This is a genomic window from Photobacterium sp. GJ3, from assembly GCF_018199995.1.
Classification (GTDB): domain Bacteria; phylum Pseudomonadota; class Gammaproteobacteria; order Enterobacterales; family Vibrionaceae; genus Photobacterium.
Window position 1 is genome coordinate 771817 of record NZ_CP073578.1, and the last position, 18768, is coordinate 790584.

11 protein-coding genes and 1 pseudogene are annotated in these 18768 nt (G+C 52.3%); 11 read left to right on the forward strand and 1 reads right to left on the reverse strand.

Going from position 1 to position 18768, the window contains the following annotated elements; translation table 11 throughout:
• The first annotated feature begins 2 nt into the window (after nt 1-2).
• The 7 genes from KDD30_RS03490 (at nt 3) to KDD30_RS03520 (ending at nt 7432) form a co-directional block, all read left to right on the forward strand.
• Complete coding sequence (locus tag KDD30_RS03490; protein WP_211647413.1) at nt 3-233, forward strand: hypothetical protein; 231 nt, start codon at nt 3-5, stop codon at nt 231-233.
• Nucleotides 208-531: a type II toxin-antitoxin system RelE/ParE family toxin gene (locus KDD30_RS03495; RefSeq protein ID WP_211647414.1), complete on the forward strand. Its 324-nt coding sequence runs from the start codon at nt 208-210 to the stop codon at nt 529-531. The genes KDD30_RS03490 and KDD30_RS03495 overlap by 26 nt, the downstream gene beginning before the upstream one ends.
• A gap of 335 nt (nt 532-866) precedes the next feature.
• Entirely contained in the window at nt 867-2330 is a 1464-nt protein-coding gene (locus KDD30_RS03500; protein ID WP_211647415.1) for a mannose-1-phosphate guanylyltransferase/mannose-6-phosphate isomerase, read from the forward strand.
• 48 nt (nt 2331-2378) lie between these two features.
• Complete coding sequence (locus KDD30_RS03505) at nt 2379-3755, forward strand: phosphomannomutase CpsG (RefSeq protein ID WP_211647416.1); 1377 nt, start codon at nt 2379-2381, stop codon at nt 3753-3755.
• Between the two features lie 497 nt (nt 3756-4252).
• Nucleotides 4253-5623, forward strand: coding sequence for an MBL fold metallo-hydrolase RNA specificity domain-containing protein (locus KDD30_RS03510; protein ID WP_211647417.1), 1371 nt, complete (start codon nt 4253-4255; stop codon nt 5621-5623).
• Between the two features lie 172 nt (nt 5624-5795).
• Nucleotides 5796-6968 (forward strand): nucleotide sugar dehydrogenase, encoded by a 1173-nt coding sequence (locus KDD30_RS03515; RefSeq protein ID WP_211647418.1) that lies wholly within the window; start codon nt 5796-5798, stop codon nt 6966-6968.
• 134 nt (nt 6969-7102) lie between these two features.
• On the forward strand, nt 7103-7432 hold the full coding sequence (locus tag KDD30_RS03520) for a hypothetical protein (protein ID WP_211647419.1): 330 nt from the start codon (nt 7103-7105) through the stop codon (nt 7430-7432).
• 89 nt (nt 7433-7521) lie between these two features.
• Here the strand turns inward: KDD30_RS03520 and mnmC are convergent, their stop codons facing one another.
• Nucleotides 7522-9549 (reverse strand): bifunctional tRNA (5-methylaminomethyl-2-thiouridine)(34)-methyltransferase MnmD/FAD-dependent 5-carboxymethylaminomethyl-2-thiouridine(34) oxidoreductase MnmC, encoded by a 2028-nt coding sequence (gene mnmC, locus KDD30_RS03525; RefSeq protein ID WP_249199184.1) that lies wholly within the window; start codon nt 9547-9549, stop codon nt 7522-7524.
• A gap of 210 nt (nt 9550-9759) precedes the next feature.
• On the opposite strand from mnmC, the gene fabB reads away from it, so the two are divergent.
• The 4 genes and pseudogenes from fabB (at nt 9760) to KDD30_RS03545 (ending at nt 18745) form a co-directional block, all read left to right on the forward strand.
• The gene (gene fabB, locus KDD30_RS03530; protein ID WP_211647421.1) at nt 9760-10974 is read left to right on the forward strand and encodes a beta-ketoacyl-ACP synthase I; all 1215 of its coding nucleotides are present in this window, start codon (nt 9760-9762) and stop codon (nt 10972-10974) included.
• A 281-nt stretch (nt 10975-11255) separates the two neighbouring features.
• Nucleotides 11256-12421: pseudogene (locus KDD30_RS03535) on the forward strand (4-phosphoerythronate dehydrogenase).
• Nucleotides 12418-13431: an aspartate-semialdehyde dehydrogenase gene (locus tag KDD30_RS03540; protein ID WP_211647422.1), complete on the forward strand. Its 1014-nt coding sequence runs from the start codon at nt 12418-12420 to the stop codon at nt 13429-13431. Before KDD30_RS03535 ends, KDD30_RS03540 begins: the two are co-directional and overlap by 4 nt.
• Nucleotides 13432-13921: 490 nt before the next feature.
• Entirely contained in the window at nt 13922-18745 is a 4824-nt protein-coding gene (locus KDD30_RS03545) for a FimV/HubP family polar landmark protein (protein ID WP_211647423.1), read from the forward strand.
• The last annotated feature ends 23 nt before the right edge of the window (nt 18746-18768 follow it).

Here is an 18768-nt window from a genome sequence, read left to right on the forward strand (position 1 = left end):
CAATGGCAACAAGCGTCCGGTTAAATGATGACTTTGTTTCCGAAGCCAAGGCTTATGGGATCGCAGAGAATCGCTCTGTGCCTATGCAAATAGAGTACTGGGCCAAGATCGGTAAAATCATGATGGAGAACCCAGACCTCTCTTATGATTTTGTCCGTGAATCATTATTAGCGACAGAAGAGGTGAAGCAAGGATTGGTGAAGCCATATGAGCGAAGAACAAAGAGAAATTGAGGTCTTTGAGGCTAGGCGCTTCACCAAGGCCTTGAGCAAGCTGCCAACAAAGCAGCTCAGCATCGTTGAAGATGAGATCGAAAAGATTATTGCCAATCCAGAAATCGGGCAGCAAAAGAAAGGTGATTTGTCACACTTACGCGTTCATAAGTTCAAGGTGAACAGGCAAGAATTGCTGCTCGGTTATTCTTGGGTGGATAACGAATTAAGACTCTACCTCTTAAGCCTTGGTTCGCATGAGAATTTTTATACGGACCTGAAGACCCAACGGAAAAACGACCTCAAGTGGATCGGCTGAACCTGCGGGAAATCACCTGTGTATCCAGCAGTACAGTTGCGGGTGGTACTTTTTCATCCGCGCCTCTTCAATCCCCTTGTCTATACTTGCCTTGAACGGGCGATAAAAATAGACAAATATCTGATACCAATCGCAGTCAATCACTGGTCATCCTCGCTTGTTCAAATGTTCGATAACTGCGTTAGATTTTTTGATTGTAGAATCACGACTTATCTAAAAAATCTGCCTTGTTCTCAAACATTTTTCCTGCGCTATTTTTGACCACTGACTTACTTTGATTGGTATGAGAAAGAAGTACCGAGCATCTTGAACTTTTTTGCGAAGGGGAAAGGCGTATGCAGATTTTGCCGGTCATTTTAGCCGGGGGGACAGGCAGTCGCCTGTGGCCGTTGTCTCGCGAGCAATATCCCAAGCAATTTCTCCGGCTGCTGCCAGCGCACGCTTCAAAGCCGCCGACAGCATCAAACGCCTCACTTTCCATGCTGCAGCAAACCATCCAACGCTTGTCGGACTTGGATCATGCTGCGCCCTTGGTGGTCTGTCAGGAAGCACACCGTTTTTTGGCTGCGGAGCAATTGCGAACTTGTCATCAGGGGGATTGCCGGATCGTGCTGGAACCCCATGGTCGGAATACCGCGCCAGCCGTTGCGCTGTCCGCGCTTCTCGCGCAGAGTGACACCGGAGTTATTGTGCACGAGAGCGATGATCCCTTATTGCTGGTGTTAGCGGCGGATCATCATATTGTTGATGACCCTGCGTTTGTGCAAGCCATTGAGCAGGCCATCCCTCTGGCGGCGTCCGGTCAGCTGGTGACCTTTGGCATCACGCCGCAATCGCCGGAAACGGGCTATGGCTATATCAAGCGGGGTGCTCCGTCCGGCAGTGGTTATGCTGTCGATCAGTTTGTTGAAAAGCCGGATCTGCCCACAGCCAGAGAGTATCTGGTCAGCGGCGATTATTTCTGGAACAGCGGGATGTTCTTATTCCGGGCTTCGGTTTATCTGCAGGCCTTGTCCCTGTTTCGTCCCGACATTCTGGCGGCCTGTCAGGCTTCCATCGCCTCCCCAAGATTGGATCACCATTTTATCCGAATCGATGAGCAGGCTTTTGCGCAGTGTCCGTCAGAATCGATTGATTACGCCGTGATGGAAAAAACACCGTCGGCGGTGATGGTTCCCATGGATGCCGGCTGGTGTGATTTAGGGGCCTGGTCGGCGTTGTGGGCGCAAAGCGGCAAGGATGTCTCCGGCAATGTGTTGATCGGAGATGTGCTCACAGCGCAAACACAGAACTGTTATCTCCGCTCAGATGGCCGCCTGGTGGCCACAGTTGGGCTGAGTGATGTGGTGGTGATTGAAACCAAAGATGCTGTCTTGGTTGCTGCGAAAGAGCATGTTCAGGATGTGAAAGACATCGTCACCCGGCTTCGGGAAGCACAGCGGCCTGAATTTGATTTGCACCGGGAAGTTTACCGGCCCTGGGGAAAATACGATCAGGTTGATGTTGGCCCCCGGCATCAGGTCAAACACATTACGGTCAACCCCGGAGAGAAGCTGTCTTTGCAGATGCATCATCATCGGGCCGAGCATTGGGTGGTGGTTTGTGGCACTGCTCAGGTGACCGTGGGTGATAAAACCTGGCTGCTGAGTGAAAACGAGTCGACCTATATTCCCATTGGTGTGGTTCATGCGTTGGAGAACCCGGGCAAGATCCCGCTGGAGATCATTGAAGTTCAGTCCGGCAGCTATTTGGGAGAAGACGACATCGTCCGGTTTGAAGACAGGTACGGCAGACAATAAGCGACAGGCTGGAATGAATGAACTGGCAATCGGGTCGATGGAGGCGCCATGCAATCCCTGACATGTTTCAAATCCTATGATATTCGCGGTGAATTGGGTTCAGAGCTCAATGAAGAGATTGCCTACCGGATCGGGCGGGCTTTTGCTCAGCACTTTCACCCGCGATGCGTTGCTGTTGGTGGCGATGTGCGTTTGTCTTCCCCGGCATTAAAACAGGCACTGGCACAAGGGCTGATGGATGGTGGCAGTGATGTCATTGATCTGGGCCTGACCGGGACTGAAGAAGTCTATTTTGCTGCGCAAACGCTGGCTGTGGACGGAGGCATTGAAATCACAGCCAGCCATAATCCCATCAATTACAATGGCATGAAGCTGGTTCGGGCAGGTGCGGTGCCTGTGAGCGGTGACAGTGGGCTTCATGCCATCCGGCAACTGGCCGAACGCAACTGCTTTGAGGCTGTGGCAGCCCAGGGGAAGTTGTATCATGATTCGGTGCAAGCTGATTATGTGTCTTTCCTGATGCGAAGCTACGCGCCAAAACAGATGCGCCCGATGAAACTCGTGGTGAACGCTGGTCATGGCACGGCTGGACCCTTGATTGATGCCCTTGAAGCAGCATTGCATCAGCAACAGATCCCGATGACATTGATCAAGATTCATCATGAACCGGACGGTACTTTCCCTCACGGGATTCCCAACCCATTATTGCCCGAATGCCGCGCTGCAACAGCGCATGCGGTGATTGAACATCAGGCCGATATGGGCATTGCCTGGGATGGCGATTTTGATCGCTGTTTCCTCTTTGATGAGCGAGGAGATTTTATCGAAGGGTATTATATTGTCGGCTTGCTGGCTGAGGCTTTTTTACAGCAGTCGGCACAGCCTGCCACAGAAAAAATCATCCATGATCCCCGTTTAATCTGGAACACTCAGGATATTGTCAGGACTTATGGCGGACAGGCGGTGCAGTCGAAAACCGGCCATGCATTCATTAAAGAACGGATGCGGCAGGAGGATGCGATTTACGGCGGAGAAATGAGCGCCCATCATTATTTTCGTGATTTTGCCTACTGTGACAGTGGCATGATCCCCTGGTTACTGGTCGTACAGCTGCTGTCTCAGAAAGAACAGCCTTTGTCGTCACTGGTGGCAGCCAGAATTCAGGCGTACCCGTCTTCGGGAGAAATCAACCTGAAAGTCGCCAGTTCTCAAGCCGCGCTCCATCGTGTTCTGGATGTTTATGAACCGGATGCACTGGCTGTGGATACAACGGATGGCCTCAGCCTGAGCTTTGCACACTGGCGCTTTAACCTCAGGGCTTCCAACACTGAACCTGTCTTGCGGCTCAATGTTGAATCCCGTGGCGAGATGACGCTGATGCAGGAAAAGACCGCAGAACTGCTGGCGCTGATTCAAGATAAATGAGCCCTGATTTTTAATTATCTTTGGATTGTTTATGAAAAAGACAAAGGCCTCCTATGTGATTGAGGTATAGCTTTCTTGTTTTTCTTATCAATGCCAAGCGGATGTTTCTTTGGGCTTTTAAAATATCGGCGACTTTCACTGAACTTTTTGATGAGGTGGGATTAAAGGCGTTCAGGTTTCACGTATTTACAGAATGTTCGTGAACCTGTTCAGAAAAGAATGATGAGGCGTGCTTCCGGGAAGAGTAATTTTTCTCAGAGAAAGTTTGTGTAAAAAAGATTAAATTTAGCCTTATGATTTTTAAGGTTATTTTGAGAGATTATTGGCGTGCTTTCCCCCATTTCGTCAATTTGTCGGGATTTTGGAATTAACGGATGTGGATCCGTGAAGTTTTTCGTGAATTAAGTCGCGCAATTTCGCTGCTAATGTTCCACCTGTTATTAAGTTTGTCATGCTGTTGAACATATTTCAGTCAAAAGCAGCACTAGGGGAGTCCGGTGAATATTTTACACCATGGCGCCAGGGACGGAGTGACCGGTTCCTGCCACGAATTACAGTTAGGGAAATACAGTCTGTTAATTGACTGCGGGGCTTTTCAGGGCGAAGAAGCTAAGAGCAGCAATGATATTAATTTTCCGGTTGAACCGATAAAAGCACTGGTACTGACCCATTGCCATATCGACCATGTTGGCCGGATTCCCTGGTTGCTGGCGGCGGGATTTCGTGGGCCGATTTATGCCACGGAAGCCACTGCATCTTTACTGCCGCTGATGCTGGAAGACGGGCTGAAACTGCAACTGGGACTGAGTGACGAGAAATGCGAAGCTTTTATTCGACTGGTTCGATCGCAGCTCAAACCGGTGCCGTTTGATTGTCGGGCTCAAATTATGCTGCCGGATGGTCAGGATGTTAGCCTTGTGTTCCGGCAGGCGGGCCATATTCTGGGCTCGGCTTATCTGGAATTTACCTTACCTGATCGACAGAAGATTGTGTTTTCCGGGGATCTCGGCCCCAGCCAGACGCCATTGCTGGTGGATCCGGTTTCTCCGGCGCATGCGGATGTGCTGGTGCTTGAAAGCACCTATGGTGATAAACGGCATCCGGGCGTGGAAAATCGGGAGCAGGTATTGAAGGCAATTGTGGAACAGTCCCTGCAGGATGGTGGTGCCATTTTAATTCCGGCATTCAGTCTGGGCCGTACTCAGGAAGTGCTGTTTGATCTGGAGAATATCGTGGTTCAGGAACAGGCTAAAATCGGGGGGCGAAGTCAGTGGCCAGCCTTGCCGATTGTGCTGGATTCGCCGTTAGCAATGAAAATCACGCAAACCTATCAGGGCTTTAAACGCTTATGGACTCAGGAAGCCAAAGCAAGAGTGCACAGTGGCCGTCATCCGCTGGATTTTGAGCAGTGTACGCAAATCGACAGTCATGAAGATCACATCGGCTTGGTGAACCGTCTCAAAGCCAGCGGGGAACCGGCGGTGATTATCGCGGCCAGCGGCATGTGCTCCGGCGGCAGAATCATGAATTATCTGGAAGCTTTGCTGCCGGATCCCAGAACGGATGTGGTGTTGATTGGCTATCAGGCCAGAGGCACGCTGGGACGAGAATTGCAAAACGGGGCAAATGAAGTGATCATTCAAAATCAGCGGATTGAGGTGAAGGCCCGGGTACACACCATGACGGGGTATTCAGCCCATGCCGATCAAAATGATTTGCTGCGGTTTGTCAGAGGTATCGAAAATGGCCCCAGAGAGATCCGTCTGGTCCATGGCGACAGACCCGCGCAGGAAGCACTCGCGCGCCGCCTGAGTAAAATCAAGCCGGACGCAAAGGTGATAGTTTGCGCAAACCTGAACCTGGACTAAGTCATTCCTTGCATCCGGGCAGTGTTCCGATACTCTAGTCTCCGCGACGACACCAAGATAGCTTAACAGCAAGTTTCACAGGATTGCGCCTGCCTTGTCATCTACATCCCATATCAATCCTCTAAGCTGGGGCTATCATTGGTGTTAAGAAGACCGAGTTTGAGGAAAGAGAATGAAAATAACAGTCGCGGGAACAGGTTACGTGGGCCTGTCGAATGCTGTCTTGCTGGCTCAGCACCATCAGGTGATTGCGCTGGATATTGTAGAAGAAAAAGTAAACCTGTTAAATCAAGGGCTGTCACCGATTGTCGATCAAGAAATCAGTGAGTACCTCAAACATCATTCGCTGGATCTAACGGCGACAACCGACAAACATCTGGCATACAGTCATGCGGATTTTGTCATCATCGCGACACCGACGGATTACGATCCGGTCACCAACTATTTTAATACGTCATCGGTTGAGTCTGTGATCCGGGATGTTCTGGCGGTGAATCCCCATGCAGTGATGGTGATAAAATCGACCATCCCGGTTGGCTATACCCAGCGCATTAAAGCTGAATTCGGAACCGAGAATATTCTCTTTTCACCAGAATTTCTGCGTGAAGGTCGGGCGTTGTATGACAATCTCTATCCTTCCCGGATTATTGTCGGTGAGCAGTCTGAACGGGCAAAAACCTTTGCCGGCTTGCTGCTGGAAGGGGCGAAAAAAGAGAAAGCCGATATTCCGGTGCTCTTTACCCATGCAACTGAAGCAGAAGCCGTGAAGTTGTTTTCGAATACTTATCTGGCCATGCGGGTAGCTTACTTCAATGAGCTGGACAGCTATGCGGCAGCACATGGCTTGGACAGCCGTGAAATTATTGAAGGGGTGTGCCTGGATCCGCGGATTGGTAATCACTACAACAATCCATCTTTTGGTTACGGCGGTTATTGCCTGCCCAAAGATACCAAGCAGTTGCTTGCGAACTACCAGAAAGTCCCGAACAACATCATTCGTGCCATTGTGGATGCAAACAGTACCCGTAAAGACTTTATCGCGCAGGCGATATTAGCGAAAAAGCCAAAAGTGGTTGGTATTTATCGTCTGATCATGAAAAGCGGTTCTGATAACTTCAGAGCTTCGTCCATTCAGGGAATCATGAAACGCATCAAAGCCAAAGGTGTGGAAGTTGTGGTTTATGAGCCAGTCCTGAAAGATGATGAATTCTTTCATTCCACGGTGATCCGGGATCTGGATGCATTCAAGGCAATGTCAGATGTGATTGTGTCGAACCGAATGGCAGACGACCTGCACGACGTGGCGGACAAAGTCTATACCCGAGATTTATTCGGTGCTGATTAATCCAATAAAAGCCTCAACTTAGGGTGAGAACCTAGTTTTCTTGCCCTAAAACCCTCGCATAGATCACAGATTTCTCCTGCTGCTGACTATACTGAAATTACCAATTCGTTTTTTCAGAAGGGTCAGGGGCAGCGATGAGAATACGGAAAAGTGGCTTAATTGCGCTCAGTCTCAGCGGGCTGATGAGTGTCAGTGTTTTTGCAGCAGATCCGGTTGCAGACGTGCCTGCGACGCCTCAGGCCGCCAGCACGCCGCCGGTCACGACGTCTTCGGCGACCACGACAACCAGTTCGACTTCGACAGGTTCAGCGGCCGGAATTACGAAAGCGTCTGCCGCTTCTGCCGGTGGCCTGACGGCGACCGTGGTGGCGGTCGGTGTGGCTGCGGTGGTGATTGGTGTCGCGCTGTCGGATACCGGCGGCGGGGATGACAATCCGGCACCACCCGTGACGGATCAGCAGTAATCTGAACCGACCTTTCGAACAGTGGACCATTTTCCCTTTAATTTTGTCTCCCCCTCGCAGAGGGGGGAGTGCGTTCAGGCTGTGAGGACTCAGCTGTCGACCGCTTTTCCTTTCAGCAGCTTGCGAACCCACATCCGGCCCGGATGCAGTGCATCCAGCACACTGAGTGGCAGTGGCAGCGGATCCCCGCATAATTGTGAGGCCAGCAGCTCACCGAGTAATGGCGCAGAACTTAACCCCCGGGAACCCAGTCCAATCATGGCATAAAGCCCCTTGTAGACAGGTACATCGGCAGCTTGGGCTTGCGTGTCTTTCAGATTGGCATATTGGTGCAGCACGTCTTCATAGCGACAGACATCCCCGACAAACGGCAGATGATCCCGGCTGGCACAACGAACACCGACACGGGCATCCTGCGCAGAAAAATCAATGGCCTTTGGCCAGTCTGTATCAGGCAGGCAGTCTACCAGGCGGGTCTGATTGTCCTGATGTTCTTCTTCAGAAAAACTCAGATCAGTACTGTTTCTGCGGTAGCTGGCTCCGATGCAGTGCGTGCCGGTGGATGGATTGACCGGGGTGAGGTAGCCATCGTAGCAAAGCACGGATTTCAATTGCGCCAGTTCTCCCGTGCTTGGCACATGGCTGACTTGTCCCCGGACCGAATAAGCCGGGATCATTTCGGTTTGGCTGAATTCGGCAAAACGGTGACCATTGGCAAGAATCACGGTTGGGTGATGGAACTGGCGCCCATCTGCGGTGTTCAGTGTCCACTGTCCTGCGTCATCTTGAGAAGCGGAAGTCACTTCAGTGCTGGCGTGTACCGTCAGCAGGCCGGTTGCCTCAGCTTGTCGGATCACGCTGCGTGTCAGTTCTTGCGGGCACAGCCAGCCCCCGAGCGGATAATGAACGCTGCTGTGTCCGGTCTTCACGCCGGTGACGGTTTCGGTCTGCTCAACATCCAGTGCCTGAATCACCTCAGCCGGGAATCCGCCTTTCAGCATCTTATCGAGTTTCTCCCCCGCTTTATCGCGCCAGGCCAGTTGGGTGACACCGCACCAATCGTGGCTGAAATCACCGGATTGAGCGGCTTGTTCAACAAACTGCCTGGCAAAGAGGTAGGCCGGGGCAAAGAAGCGGCTCAGGGCATCGTTGGAACCATTGAGGAGCGGATAGACTGCGCCTTGGCGATTTCCGGATGCGCCTTCTGCCGGTAACGGGTCAGCACAGTAAAGACTGACGGCGATCCCCCGTCGCACCAGTGCGCTGGCAAGTGCTGCAGAACCGATGCCGCCGCCGACAATGGCAACGTCCGTGAGATCCGCTGCGGATTGCCGCGCATACCAGGGAGCAAGATTGCTGCCTTGCTGGCGCTCGGTCAGTGTGCCGGCCAGCATGTCGCGTTTGTAGCCGAATCCTTTCACTTTTTTCATGTCGAACCCGGCTTCAATCAGCCCGCGGCGAACAAACCCTGCGGCTGTGAAGGTCGCGGTTGTACAGCCTTCACGGGCCAGAGCAGCCATGCCGTTGAAGAGTTCCTGATTCCACATGTCCGGATTTTTGCTGGGGGCGAAGCCATCAAGAAACCAGGCATCGACGAAGCCGTCTGCATGGGTCCATACTTGAGGGAGGGCTGTTTTGATATCACCAAACCACAGATCCAGCGTAATCATCCCGTCTTCCAGCACCAGACGGTGACAGTCCGCCACGGCTGGCGGGTAATGGGCATGAAGTTGGCTGGCCAGTTCAGCCAGCTCAGGCCAGGATTGATGGGCTTTGATCAGATCATCTTTGGTGACCGGAAATTTTTCGAAACTGATGAAATGCAGTTCTTTGACATCGGCATCCGGATTGGCCTCGCGGAACGCTTTGAACCATTGCCAGACGGCCAGAAAGTTCAGACCGGTGCCAAAACCGGTTTCTGCGACGACAAAGCGGCGACGCGGGAAAGTCGCCCAGCGGGTTGGCAGACCGTTCTGCTGTAAAAACACATAACGCGTTTCTTCCAGGCCGTTGGCGTTGGAGAAATACACGTCATCAAAATCGTTTGAAACCGGTGTCCCGGCTTCATTCCAGTCCAGCACTGCATTTTCTATCTGTTTTGGTGATGAATGGGACAAAAGATAAACCTCTTCAAAAAAGTTGGGATCAAGGATGCTAAGCTGATGATTTTTTATACATTGATGTTGTCGCATCAGGGCGAACTTTGGTAAAAGTCATCAATTGACCACGATAAGCGGCGGATTGTAACTGATCAGGGGGAAAGCTGACCACTTAAGCTTGTGAAACCCGTTATCATCAACCGCGTTAAATGACAGTAGGAATTCATCATGAAACGAGCCGTAATTACAGGCATGGGTATTGTCTCCAGTATCGGTAACAATGTGAAAGAAGTACTGGAGTCTCTGAAAGCGGGCAAGTCAGGCATTAATTTTTCTCAGCAGTTCGCCGATGCGAAGCTTCGCAGTAATGTCTGGGGCGACCTGAAAATGAACCCCGCTGATCATATTGATCGCAAGAAAATGCGTTTCATGGGCGATGCCGCGGCATTCGCATATTTGTCGATGGAGCAGGCCATTGAAGATGCTGGTCTGACAGACGATCAGGTTTCGAATGATCGGACGGGCTTAGTGGCCGGTTCAGGCGGTGCTTCCTCTTATAATCAGGTTGCAGCCGTTGATATTCTGCGCGAAAAAGGCGTGAAGCGTGTGGGTCCTTACATGGTGCCGCGTACCATGTCGTCCACGGTTTCTGCCTGTCTGGCAACCCCATTCAAAATCCGTGGTGTGAACTACACCATGAGTTCAGCCTGTGCAACTTCTGCACACTGTATTGGTCACGCACTGGAGCTGATCCAACTGGGCAAACAGGATGTTGTGTTTGCCGGTGGCGGTGAAGAGCTGGACTGGTCACTGACCATGATGTTTGATGCCATGGGCGCATTGTCGACCAAGTATAACGACGATCCATCAAAAGCTTCCCGTACCTATGACGCGGACCGTGACGGTTTCGTGATCTCCGGGGGTGGCGGCATGATGGTCATCGAGGAGCTGGAACACGCACTGGCGCGCGGCGCGAAAATCTACGGAGAAATCGTCGGTTATGGCGCAACTTCAGACGGTTACGACATGGTTGCACCGTCTGGCGAAGGTGCAGTGCGTTGTATGAAGATGGCAATGCAGGATCTGGATGCGCCGGTGGATTACATCAATACCCACGGGACTTCTACGCCTGTCGGTGATGTGAAAGAGCTGGGTGCGATTCAGGAACTGTTCGGTCACAACAGCCCGGCAATTTCAGCGACCAAAGCGATGACAGGTCATGCCTTGGGTGCAGCGGGTGTACACGAAGCGATTTATTCAACGCTGATGCTGGAGAATGGCTTCATTGCGCCAAGCATCAACATCGATAATCTGGATCCGGCTGCGGAAGGTCTCGACATTGTTCGCGAAGCCCGCGATGCATCGCTGAAGACCGTGATGTCGAACTCGTTCGGCTTCGGTGGTACCAATGCGACGCTGGTGATTCAGAAGTACGAAGGCTAAAACGTCAGGTGCTGAATCCGGCACCTGAACAGCAGAGATTTCCAGGCCGGCATCAATCGACAAAGCGTTGTATGCCTGTATTCAGACGCGACATCTTGCAGTGCGAATTTCGGTTCGCAGAACGGAAATCTGTGCATGCAAATGTTTTCCCATCCTGGATTTTTAACCCGGTATTCTTACCGGGTTTTTTTATTTCCGGGGGCGGTCGCTGCACCTGCTTGACATCAGCCAAAATTTTCCCAAGCTAGAACCAATTTTTTCCGATGCTTCCCGGAGCCCGAATGAAAATCCTTGTAGACGAAAACATGCCTTATGCGGTGGAACTGTTCAGCCGACTGGGCGAAGTTATTGCCAAACCCGGTCGGACCCTGACTGCCGACGATCTGGTGGGTATCGATGGTCTGATGATCCGCTCGGTGACCCATGTCAATGCCGAACTGCTTGAGAAAGCGGATAACTTGAAATTCATTGGAACCGCAACTGCCGGGCAGGATCACATCGATCAGGCTGCCGTGGCAGAAAAGGGAATTGCGTACACTGCGGCACCGGGCTGTAACAAAGTCGGGGTGGCCGAGTATGTATTGAGCAGCCTGATGGTGCTGGGGCAGCAGCAGGGCTTTTCTATTTTCGACAAAACGGTTGGCATCATTGGCGCTGGCAACGTTGGGTCTTATCTGGCGAAATGTCTGGATGCGCTGGGCATTCGCTATTATCTGAATGACCCTGTGCTGGAAGCGGCTGGCGATCCGCGTGAATTTCATACACTCGAGACATTGATTGAAGCATGTGATGTCATCACCGTGCACACACCGCTGACCCGCTCGGGTGAGTATCCAACCCATCATCTGATTGATGCCGCTTTTCTGGGCCGCCTGAAAGACGGCGCGATTCTGATCAACGCTGCCCGGGGCCGATTGCGGATAATCAGGCGCTGAAAACAGCATTGCAGCAGTCGGTGTCCGGACAGGGCAAATCCCTGACGGCTGTGCTGGATGTGTTTGAACAGGAGCCGCTGGTGGATCGTGAACTGCTGCCATTGTTAGCGTTTGCAACTCCACATGTCGCCGGTTACGGTCTGGAAGGAAAAGCACGCGGTACGACCATGATCTTCAACAGTTTCTGTGAATTTCTGGGGCGGGACGATCGGGTTGAAGCGGCAGAGCTGCTGCCAGTTGCGCCTGTGCCTCATGTGCGCTTGAGCGAGACCTGGGATGAGCCGACGTTATTCAGTCTGATTCAGTTGATCTATGATGTCAGAAAAGATGACGCGTTGTTCCGCCGTAAGATGACAGCCGTGGATGATGCCGGGATGGCTGCACAATTCGACAGGATGCGTAAAAATTACTGGGATCGCCGCGAATACAGTGCGGTGACGGTAGCAGGCCAGGGTCATTTTGGGTTAGAGTCGCTGGCTAAACTAGGTTTTACTGTTGAGGAAACACCATGAGTCAGGAATTTGATATTGCCATTCTGGGCGCAACCGGGGCCGTTGGGGAAACCATGGTTGAGGTGCTGGAGGCGCGAAACTTTCCTGTCCGCAACCTTTACCTGCTGGCTTCCGAACGAAGCGCAGGGAAGACCGTGCGATTTAAAGGCAAAAGTGTTCGGGTGACCAATGTTGAAGAATTTGACTGGTCTCAGGTGCAGATTGCACTCTTCTCGGCCGGGTCTGAAGCTTCTGAATACTGGGCCCCGATTGCTGCGGATGAGGGCGTTGTTGTCATCGACAATACATCGTGTTTCCGATACGACCCGGAAATTCCGCTGGTGGTGCCGGAAGTGAATCCGGAGGCGCTGGCCGATTTCCGTAACCGCAATATTATCGCCAATCCAAATTGTTCCACGATTCAGATGCTGGTGGCCCTGAAGCCGATTCAGGATGCCTATGGCATTGATCGGATCAACGTGGCGACTTACCAGTCGGTGTCTGGCTCCGGCAAAAGCGGTATCGACGAACTGGCCGGTCAGACGGCCAAGCTACTGAACGGCATGCCGATTGAAAACAAAGCTTACCCGAAACAGATTGCGTTTAACTGTTTACCGCAGATCGATGTCTTTATGGACAACGGTTACACCAAAGAAGAAATGAAAATGGTGTGGGAAACACAGAAGATTCTGGGTGATGCCAATATTCGGGTGAACCCGACCTGTGTTCGTGTCCCGGTTTTCTACGGCCATGCAGAAGCCGTTCATGTCGAAACCTGCCAGCCGGTGGTTCTGGAAGAGGCAATCAGCCTGCTGGAAAATGCGGAAGGCATTGAAGTGTTCCATGGCACGGAATTCCCGACGCAGGTGGTGGATGCCAACGGTAAAGACCATGTGATGGTTGGCCGGATTCGTGAAGATATCAGCCACCCTTGTGGGCTGAATATGTGGATCGTGGCTGATAACGTGCGTAAAGGCGCAGCAACCAACAGTGTCCAGATTGCCGAGAAACTGATTCAGGACTATCTGTAAACACCGTCCTGTGAAGGGGCAGCTCAGGTACGCCTGAAGCTGCCCTTATACCAATCGCAGTCAATCACTGGTCATCCTAGCTGGTTCAAATGTTCGATCACTGCTTTAGATTTTTTGATTGTAGAATCACGACTTATCTAAAAAATCTGCCTTGTTCTCAACCATTTTTCCTGCGCTATTTCTGATCATTGACTGACTTTGATTGGTTTATTTTATCCGGATGAGATGTTCAGTTCCCGAACCGTTCAAATATACCTGACGCCAATTTCTTGATCTTCACAGTAAAAGCTAGGCGTGATGATTGACATCATGCTGTAGCAGGCAACAATCACAATATTTGTTCAAAAGCCTGTGGTGATGCACTGTATGTTTAAGATTTCTGGCGACAGGCCGAAGCATTCCAGACAGACTGGCCCTGCCGAACCCTCCAATTTCGCAGTCCGGTCCACAGACCTTAGTATTTTATCTCTGTCAGAGAGGACAGCAGGCAGTGTCTGACTCATCAACTAAAATGAAACGCGTGATTTTACCGGTCGTTATCGCTTCGGCTGCATTGCAATTGCCGGTAACCGTACAAGCCAACACGATTCGGATTATGGGCCCAACGGATGAAGTTGCAGAGCCTGCAACGCCGCCCAGCCGGACGACACAAGCATCGCAAACGACACCGTCATCGCAACCGGCACCGCAGCGTCCTGCCGTTTCTCAGCCCGCGAATCCTTCGCCGCGTGCGACTGCGCCTGCGACGCCCGTGCGCGCGCCAGCGAGTACGGCATCTCAGCCGAGCGCCCGTTCGGTGGGGATTTACGGCCCGACCGGTGAGAATGAAACGCTGTGGTCGATTGCGTCCCGCTATAAACCCAATGACAGTGTGACGATTTATCAGGTGCTTGGTGCGATTTTCCGGGCGAACCCAGGTGCATTTTCGGACAACAATATCCATGGTCTGATCCCGGGTAGCCGATTGAGAATGCCAACCATGGCACAGATTCGGGCGGAAAATTCTGATGTGATTCGGGATCGGGTTGAAGCCGATCTGAAACGCCGCGAGCTGGCCCGGGCAGCGAATGCATCCCGAACTGCGACGGCGCCGAAACCGGCACCGGAAGCAGCCCCCGAAGCCTCCGGTCAATCGGCAGCGCCGAAAGCCACCGCGCCAACGACACCATCAACACCCAAAGTGACTGCACCCGAGCAGAAGACAGCGACGGGTAACGTGACTTCCGGCAATTCAGCAACGTCATCGCAAACGCCGAAACAAGTCACATCGGTGGAGAGCGCTCCGTCTGCCTCGTCTCCGGTACTCACCAGTCAGCCGCTTGCCGCATCAGCGCTGAAAGATCAGCTGAATGCCTCTGATGAAGAGTTAGCGCAACTGCGTGAAAGTAATCATGTCCTGAAACTTCGCCTGGCTGAAATGCAACATGAAATTGGCGCGCTGAAGGAGCAATTGGCGGGGGACGATGAACTCCGCAATGAGATTCAGTCGTTCATTGAGCAGCAAAAAGCGGGTCAGCAAGAATCCAAGGGGCAGGCACCTGCGGAGCTGCCTCAGAACTGGCTTGATAAATTAGCCTCTAATCCGCTGGCACTCGCTGGTGCTGCGCTGATTCCGGGCACTTTAATTGCTGGTTTACTGGCATTTTTCCTTGGCCGCCGCCGGAAGCAGGAAGAAGAACCTGAACCAGCCGCTGAGCAGCCAGCGCAGGACACGCCGAAACCGATCGCGTCAGAGTTCGATGATGACGATGAACCGCAATTGGGATTGGATGCTGAAAACAGCAGCCTGGATGAGTTGTTTGATGATCACTCGACGACGGATGATCCGGTGTTCTCGGATAATCTGTTTGATGATAATGATGCCGATCTGGACGAGCTTGATCTGACGGATGGCCTGGATGATGCATTTGACAGTGATCTGCCGAAAAGTGATATCACGGTCAAAAACAATGATGAAGCCATCGGGCTTCAGGACATGGAGCGTGCGCTGGATGAAATCGATCAGACGCCTGCCCGTGATACCGACAGCGAAAATGAAAGCCTGAGCGGTCTGTGGGACAAACCACTGAGTGCTCAGGAAGAAGAAGATACTGATTTCGATCTGGCCGTGGGGTTACAAACGGAAGTCCCTTTGCAGGCCAGTGCACCGCAACCGGAACCGCAAGCCAGAACAGAATCTTTGGACGATCTGCTTGATGGTGTGGCAGATCAGAATGCAGACAGTATTGAACTGGGCATGCTGGATCAGGACATTCTCAATGAACTGATGGACGACTTTGATCGTGAAAGTTCTGTCCTTGAGGAACCGCGTGCTGCGGTACCTGAAATGCCTGCAACTGAACCGGAAGCCGTGGAAAGTGAATGGGATGCCGATGATCTCATTGATGATTACAATCTGGATGCTAACAGCACTGAGTTGCTCGATGAACTGCTCGAAGAGAACGAATCAGAACCTGAAACCAACATTGAATTGGATGAAAACAGCACGGCATTGCTGGATGAACTGATTGAGGAAGAGCCTGAGCAAGCGCCAGTTGAACTGGCGGAAGACAGTACTGAGTTACTGGATGAGTTGCTGGGCGAAGAGGCTCAGACCTATGACGATCCGGAGCTGGATAACGAAGAAGACAATCCTGATGTCTTTGATGAGTTACTGACGGTAGAGAACGAAACCGCAGACAATTCCCAGCCCGACAGCGATGTGATGTCAGATCTGGATACAGAACTGGCCCCAGAACTGGATTCAGAACTGGACTCAGAACTGGACTCAGAACTGGATTCGTTTGAGCCCTCGGATCTGGCTGAAAAGAAAACCGTCGATGAGTACTTAAATGCGCTGGATGAGGCAGAAGCTTCGGCTGCTCAATCTGCAGGGCAAGAGCCAGACGTTGAGGCTGAAATCGATGCGGCACCCGCGTTGACGGAAACAGAGACTGAACCGGATGCTTTGCTGGCGGATGTTGCACCAGCCATGGCCGGTGTGGCGCACATGGCTTCTGAAGAAACTGAGCTGCAAGGCGCGACAACGGATGCAGCACCTGAATCAGAAGCTGATTCTGAAACTTCAGACGAAAGCGATGATGTTGAGACTCAGCCTGATGTCCTGGTTGAAGCGTCAGAGCCAGAAGTACCCGAGTTGTCATTTACGGCAGAAGCATCTGACGACAGGACTGAAGTACACGCAGAAGAAAATATTGATGCGATCGCGCAAGCGGATCTTGAGTCGGATTCAACGCCAGCGTCTGAACCAGAGTCAGAACTGATCTCAGAACAGGTTCCAGAACAGGAGCCAGAACTTGCTCCAGAATTGGATCCGGCGTTGGTCCCTGAAATGGCTGCCGAGCCAGAATCAGCAGCGCTTCCGGTGTCGTCTTCTGAACAGGAAGATGATGAGCGGACGCCGGTGCCTGAGCTGGATATGGCTGCGATGGATGATGCAGATGCCGAGAATTTGGCGCAAGCATTCTCAGAGCCGGTATCTGAAGCTGCTCAGCCTGTTCAGAGCGATATGGCAGATAATGCCACCGGGTCTGAAGACGATGAGGCAGCGCAGACGGTTGCTGAGGCAACCGAAGTTGATGTTACTGAGGCTGATGCAACCGAGGCTGAAGTACCCCCTGAAGAAGCAGTTGAGCATACAGAGGTCCCAGAGCAGGAGTCAGTACAGGCGGATGCGCTGGATGAAGCGAAGCCCGAGCCGGATGCAGACTGGCAGCATGACAGTGAAGCCACCGAAGCACCGATCAATCAGAACCGCTATTTAAGGGATTTCCCGGAATCAGAGCTGGGTGAAGCAGAGGAAGCGCCGGAAACAGAGACACCGGAAGCGACGCTGGATCCTGCCTGGGACGAAGCGGTTGCTGATCGGCAGACGCCGACCATGAATCTGGATGATTTTCCTGAGTTCGATGAGGAAGCGGCGTTACTGGATCCGGAAGCTGAGCCTTGGGAAGACGGTGAGGATGACGGTACCCCGGAGTGGTCTGATGAAGAATCTCAGGCGGCAATGGCCCGTGTGTCCGAGCAATTACAACTGGCGGCGCAGGCAGCAGAGCCAAAATCGGAACTGACCGAGTCAGTTGAACAGCCTTCGTTGTCTGATGCGCCGCAGCCGGAAGTGATGCCAGAAGCGGCGCAGGAATCTGTTCAGGAATCTGTTCAGGAATCTGTTCAGGAATCTGTTCAGGTTCCGATTCATGACAAACCCAAGTATGAGTATGCGGTGATCGATCCGCAAAGTCTGCCCGAGTTTGACGAAGATGATGCACTTCACGCGTCGTTTGAAGAACAGATGGAACTTGAGCAGTATGAACAGGAAATGCAGCATGGCATTGCTGAGGCGGCGGCTGATAATGTGGCGCCACAGCCACAGCCACAGCCACAGCCACAGCCACAGCCACAGGTTCAGTCAGCTCAGCCGGAACTCAGCGAAGAGCTGATCGATTCAGCGGGCCTGGATATGGCAGCTTTGCTGGCCGATCCGGACATGGATATACCAGCGATGACGGCGCACAATGACGTAGCGTCTGACAATGACTGGCCTTCTTTTGCTGCGCAGGATGGCGTTCAGAACCATGAGGCGGGCGACACGGATGTGTTGTCTGATACGTCGGAGCCTGTCACATCTGGGGTTGCAGAACCGACGGAATCGGTTGCGGAAGATGCCGTGGCAGTTCCGGAAACTGTGACTCAGGCTGAGACTGAATTACCGCTGGTATCTGAACCTGAAGTTCATGCTGAACCCGCAACAGAGGCACCTGCATTCGATGCACCAGCGCAGGGCGATGAGTTTGAGCATGAGCAATGGCTGTTGCATGAAAGCGTCCCGGCTTCTGAACTGGAAGAACAGGAACTGACCCCGGAAGAGAATGAGATCTGGGGGACGGATATTCCTGAGCCTGAGCTGGAAAGTGAAGACTGGGGTGAGCAACCGCCTCTCTCTGAACAGCCGGAAACGGTCGAAGAAGATAAACAGGCGGACAGCCAGCTGGTCCAGACAAAGCATGAAAAAGAACCTTATATCAGCATTGATGAGCTGATGAAGGAACTGGAAGGGGAGTCTGACCCGGATCTGGATATGGCACCCCTGAAGCTGGATGTCGGTCTGGATGAATTTCCGGATGTTTTGGCGGGCATTGGTGAGTTGGATGTTGACGGCGCCGGTGAGTATGCCAGCAAGCTGGATCTGGCGAAAGCCTATCTGGAGATGAGCGATATTGATGGGGCTTACTTCCTGCTGGAAGATGTCGCAGAGAACGGTGATGGTGATGTCAGCCGTGAAGCAGCCAACCTGCTGCTGAAACTGGATCGCTAACTTCACTTCTCAACTGAACAGGA

Coding starts and splice junctions, on each gene's coding strand:
- KDD30_RS03490 (WP_211647413.1), top strand. CDS start 3: ATGGCAACAAGCGTCCGGTTAAATGATGACTTTGTTTCCGAAGCCAAG.
- KDD30_RS03495 (WP_211647414.1), top strand. CDS start 208: ATGAGCGAAGAACAAAGAGAAATTGAGGTCTTTGAGGCTAGGCGCTTC.
- KDD30_RS03500 (WP_211647415.1), top strand. CDS start 867: ATGCAGATTTTGCCGGTCATTTTAGCCGGGGGGACAGGCAGTCGCCTG.
- KDD30_RS03505 (WP_211647416.1), top strand. CDS start 2,379: ATGCAATCCCTGACATGTTTCAAATCCTATGATATTCGCGGTGAATTG.
- KDD30_RS03515 (WP_211647418.1), top strand. CDS start 5,796: ATGAAAATAACAGTCGCGGGAACAGGTTACGTGGGCCTGTCGAATGCT.
- KDD30_RS03520 (WP_211647419.1), top strand. CDS start 7,103: ATGAGAATACGGAAAAGTGGCTTAATTGCGCTCAGTCTCAGCGGGCTG.
- fabB (WP_211647421.1), top strand. CDS start 9,760: ATGAAACGAGCCGTAATTACAGGCATGGGTATTGTCTCCAGTATCGGT.
- KDD30_RS03540 (WP_211647422.1), top strand. CDS start 12,418: ATGAGTCAGGAATTTGATATTGCCATTCTGGGCGCAACCGGGGCCGTT.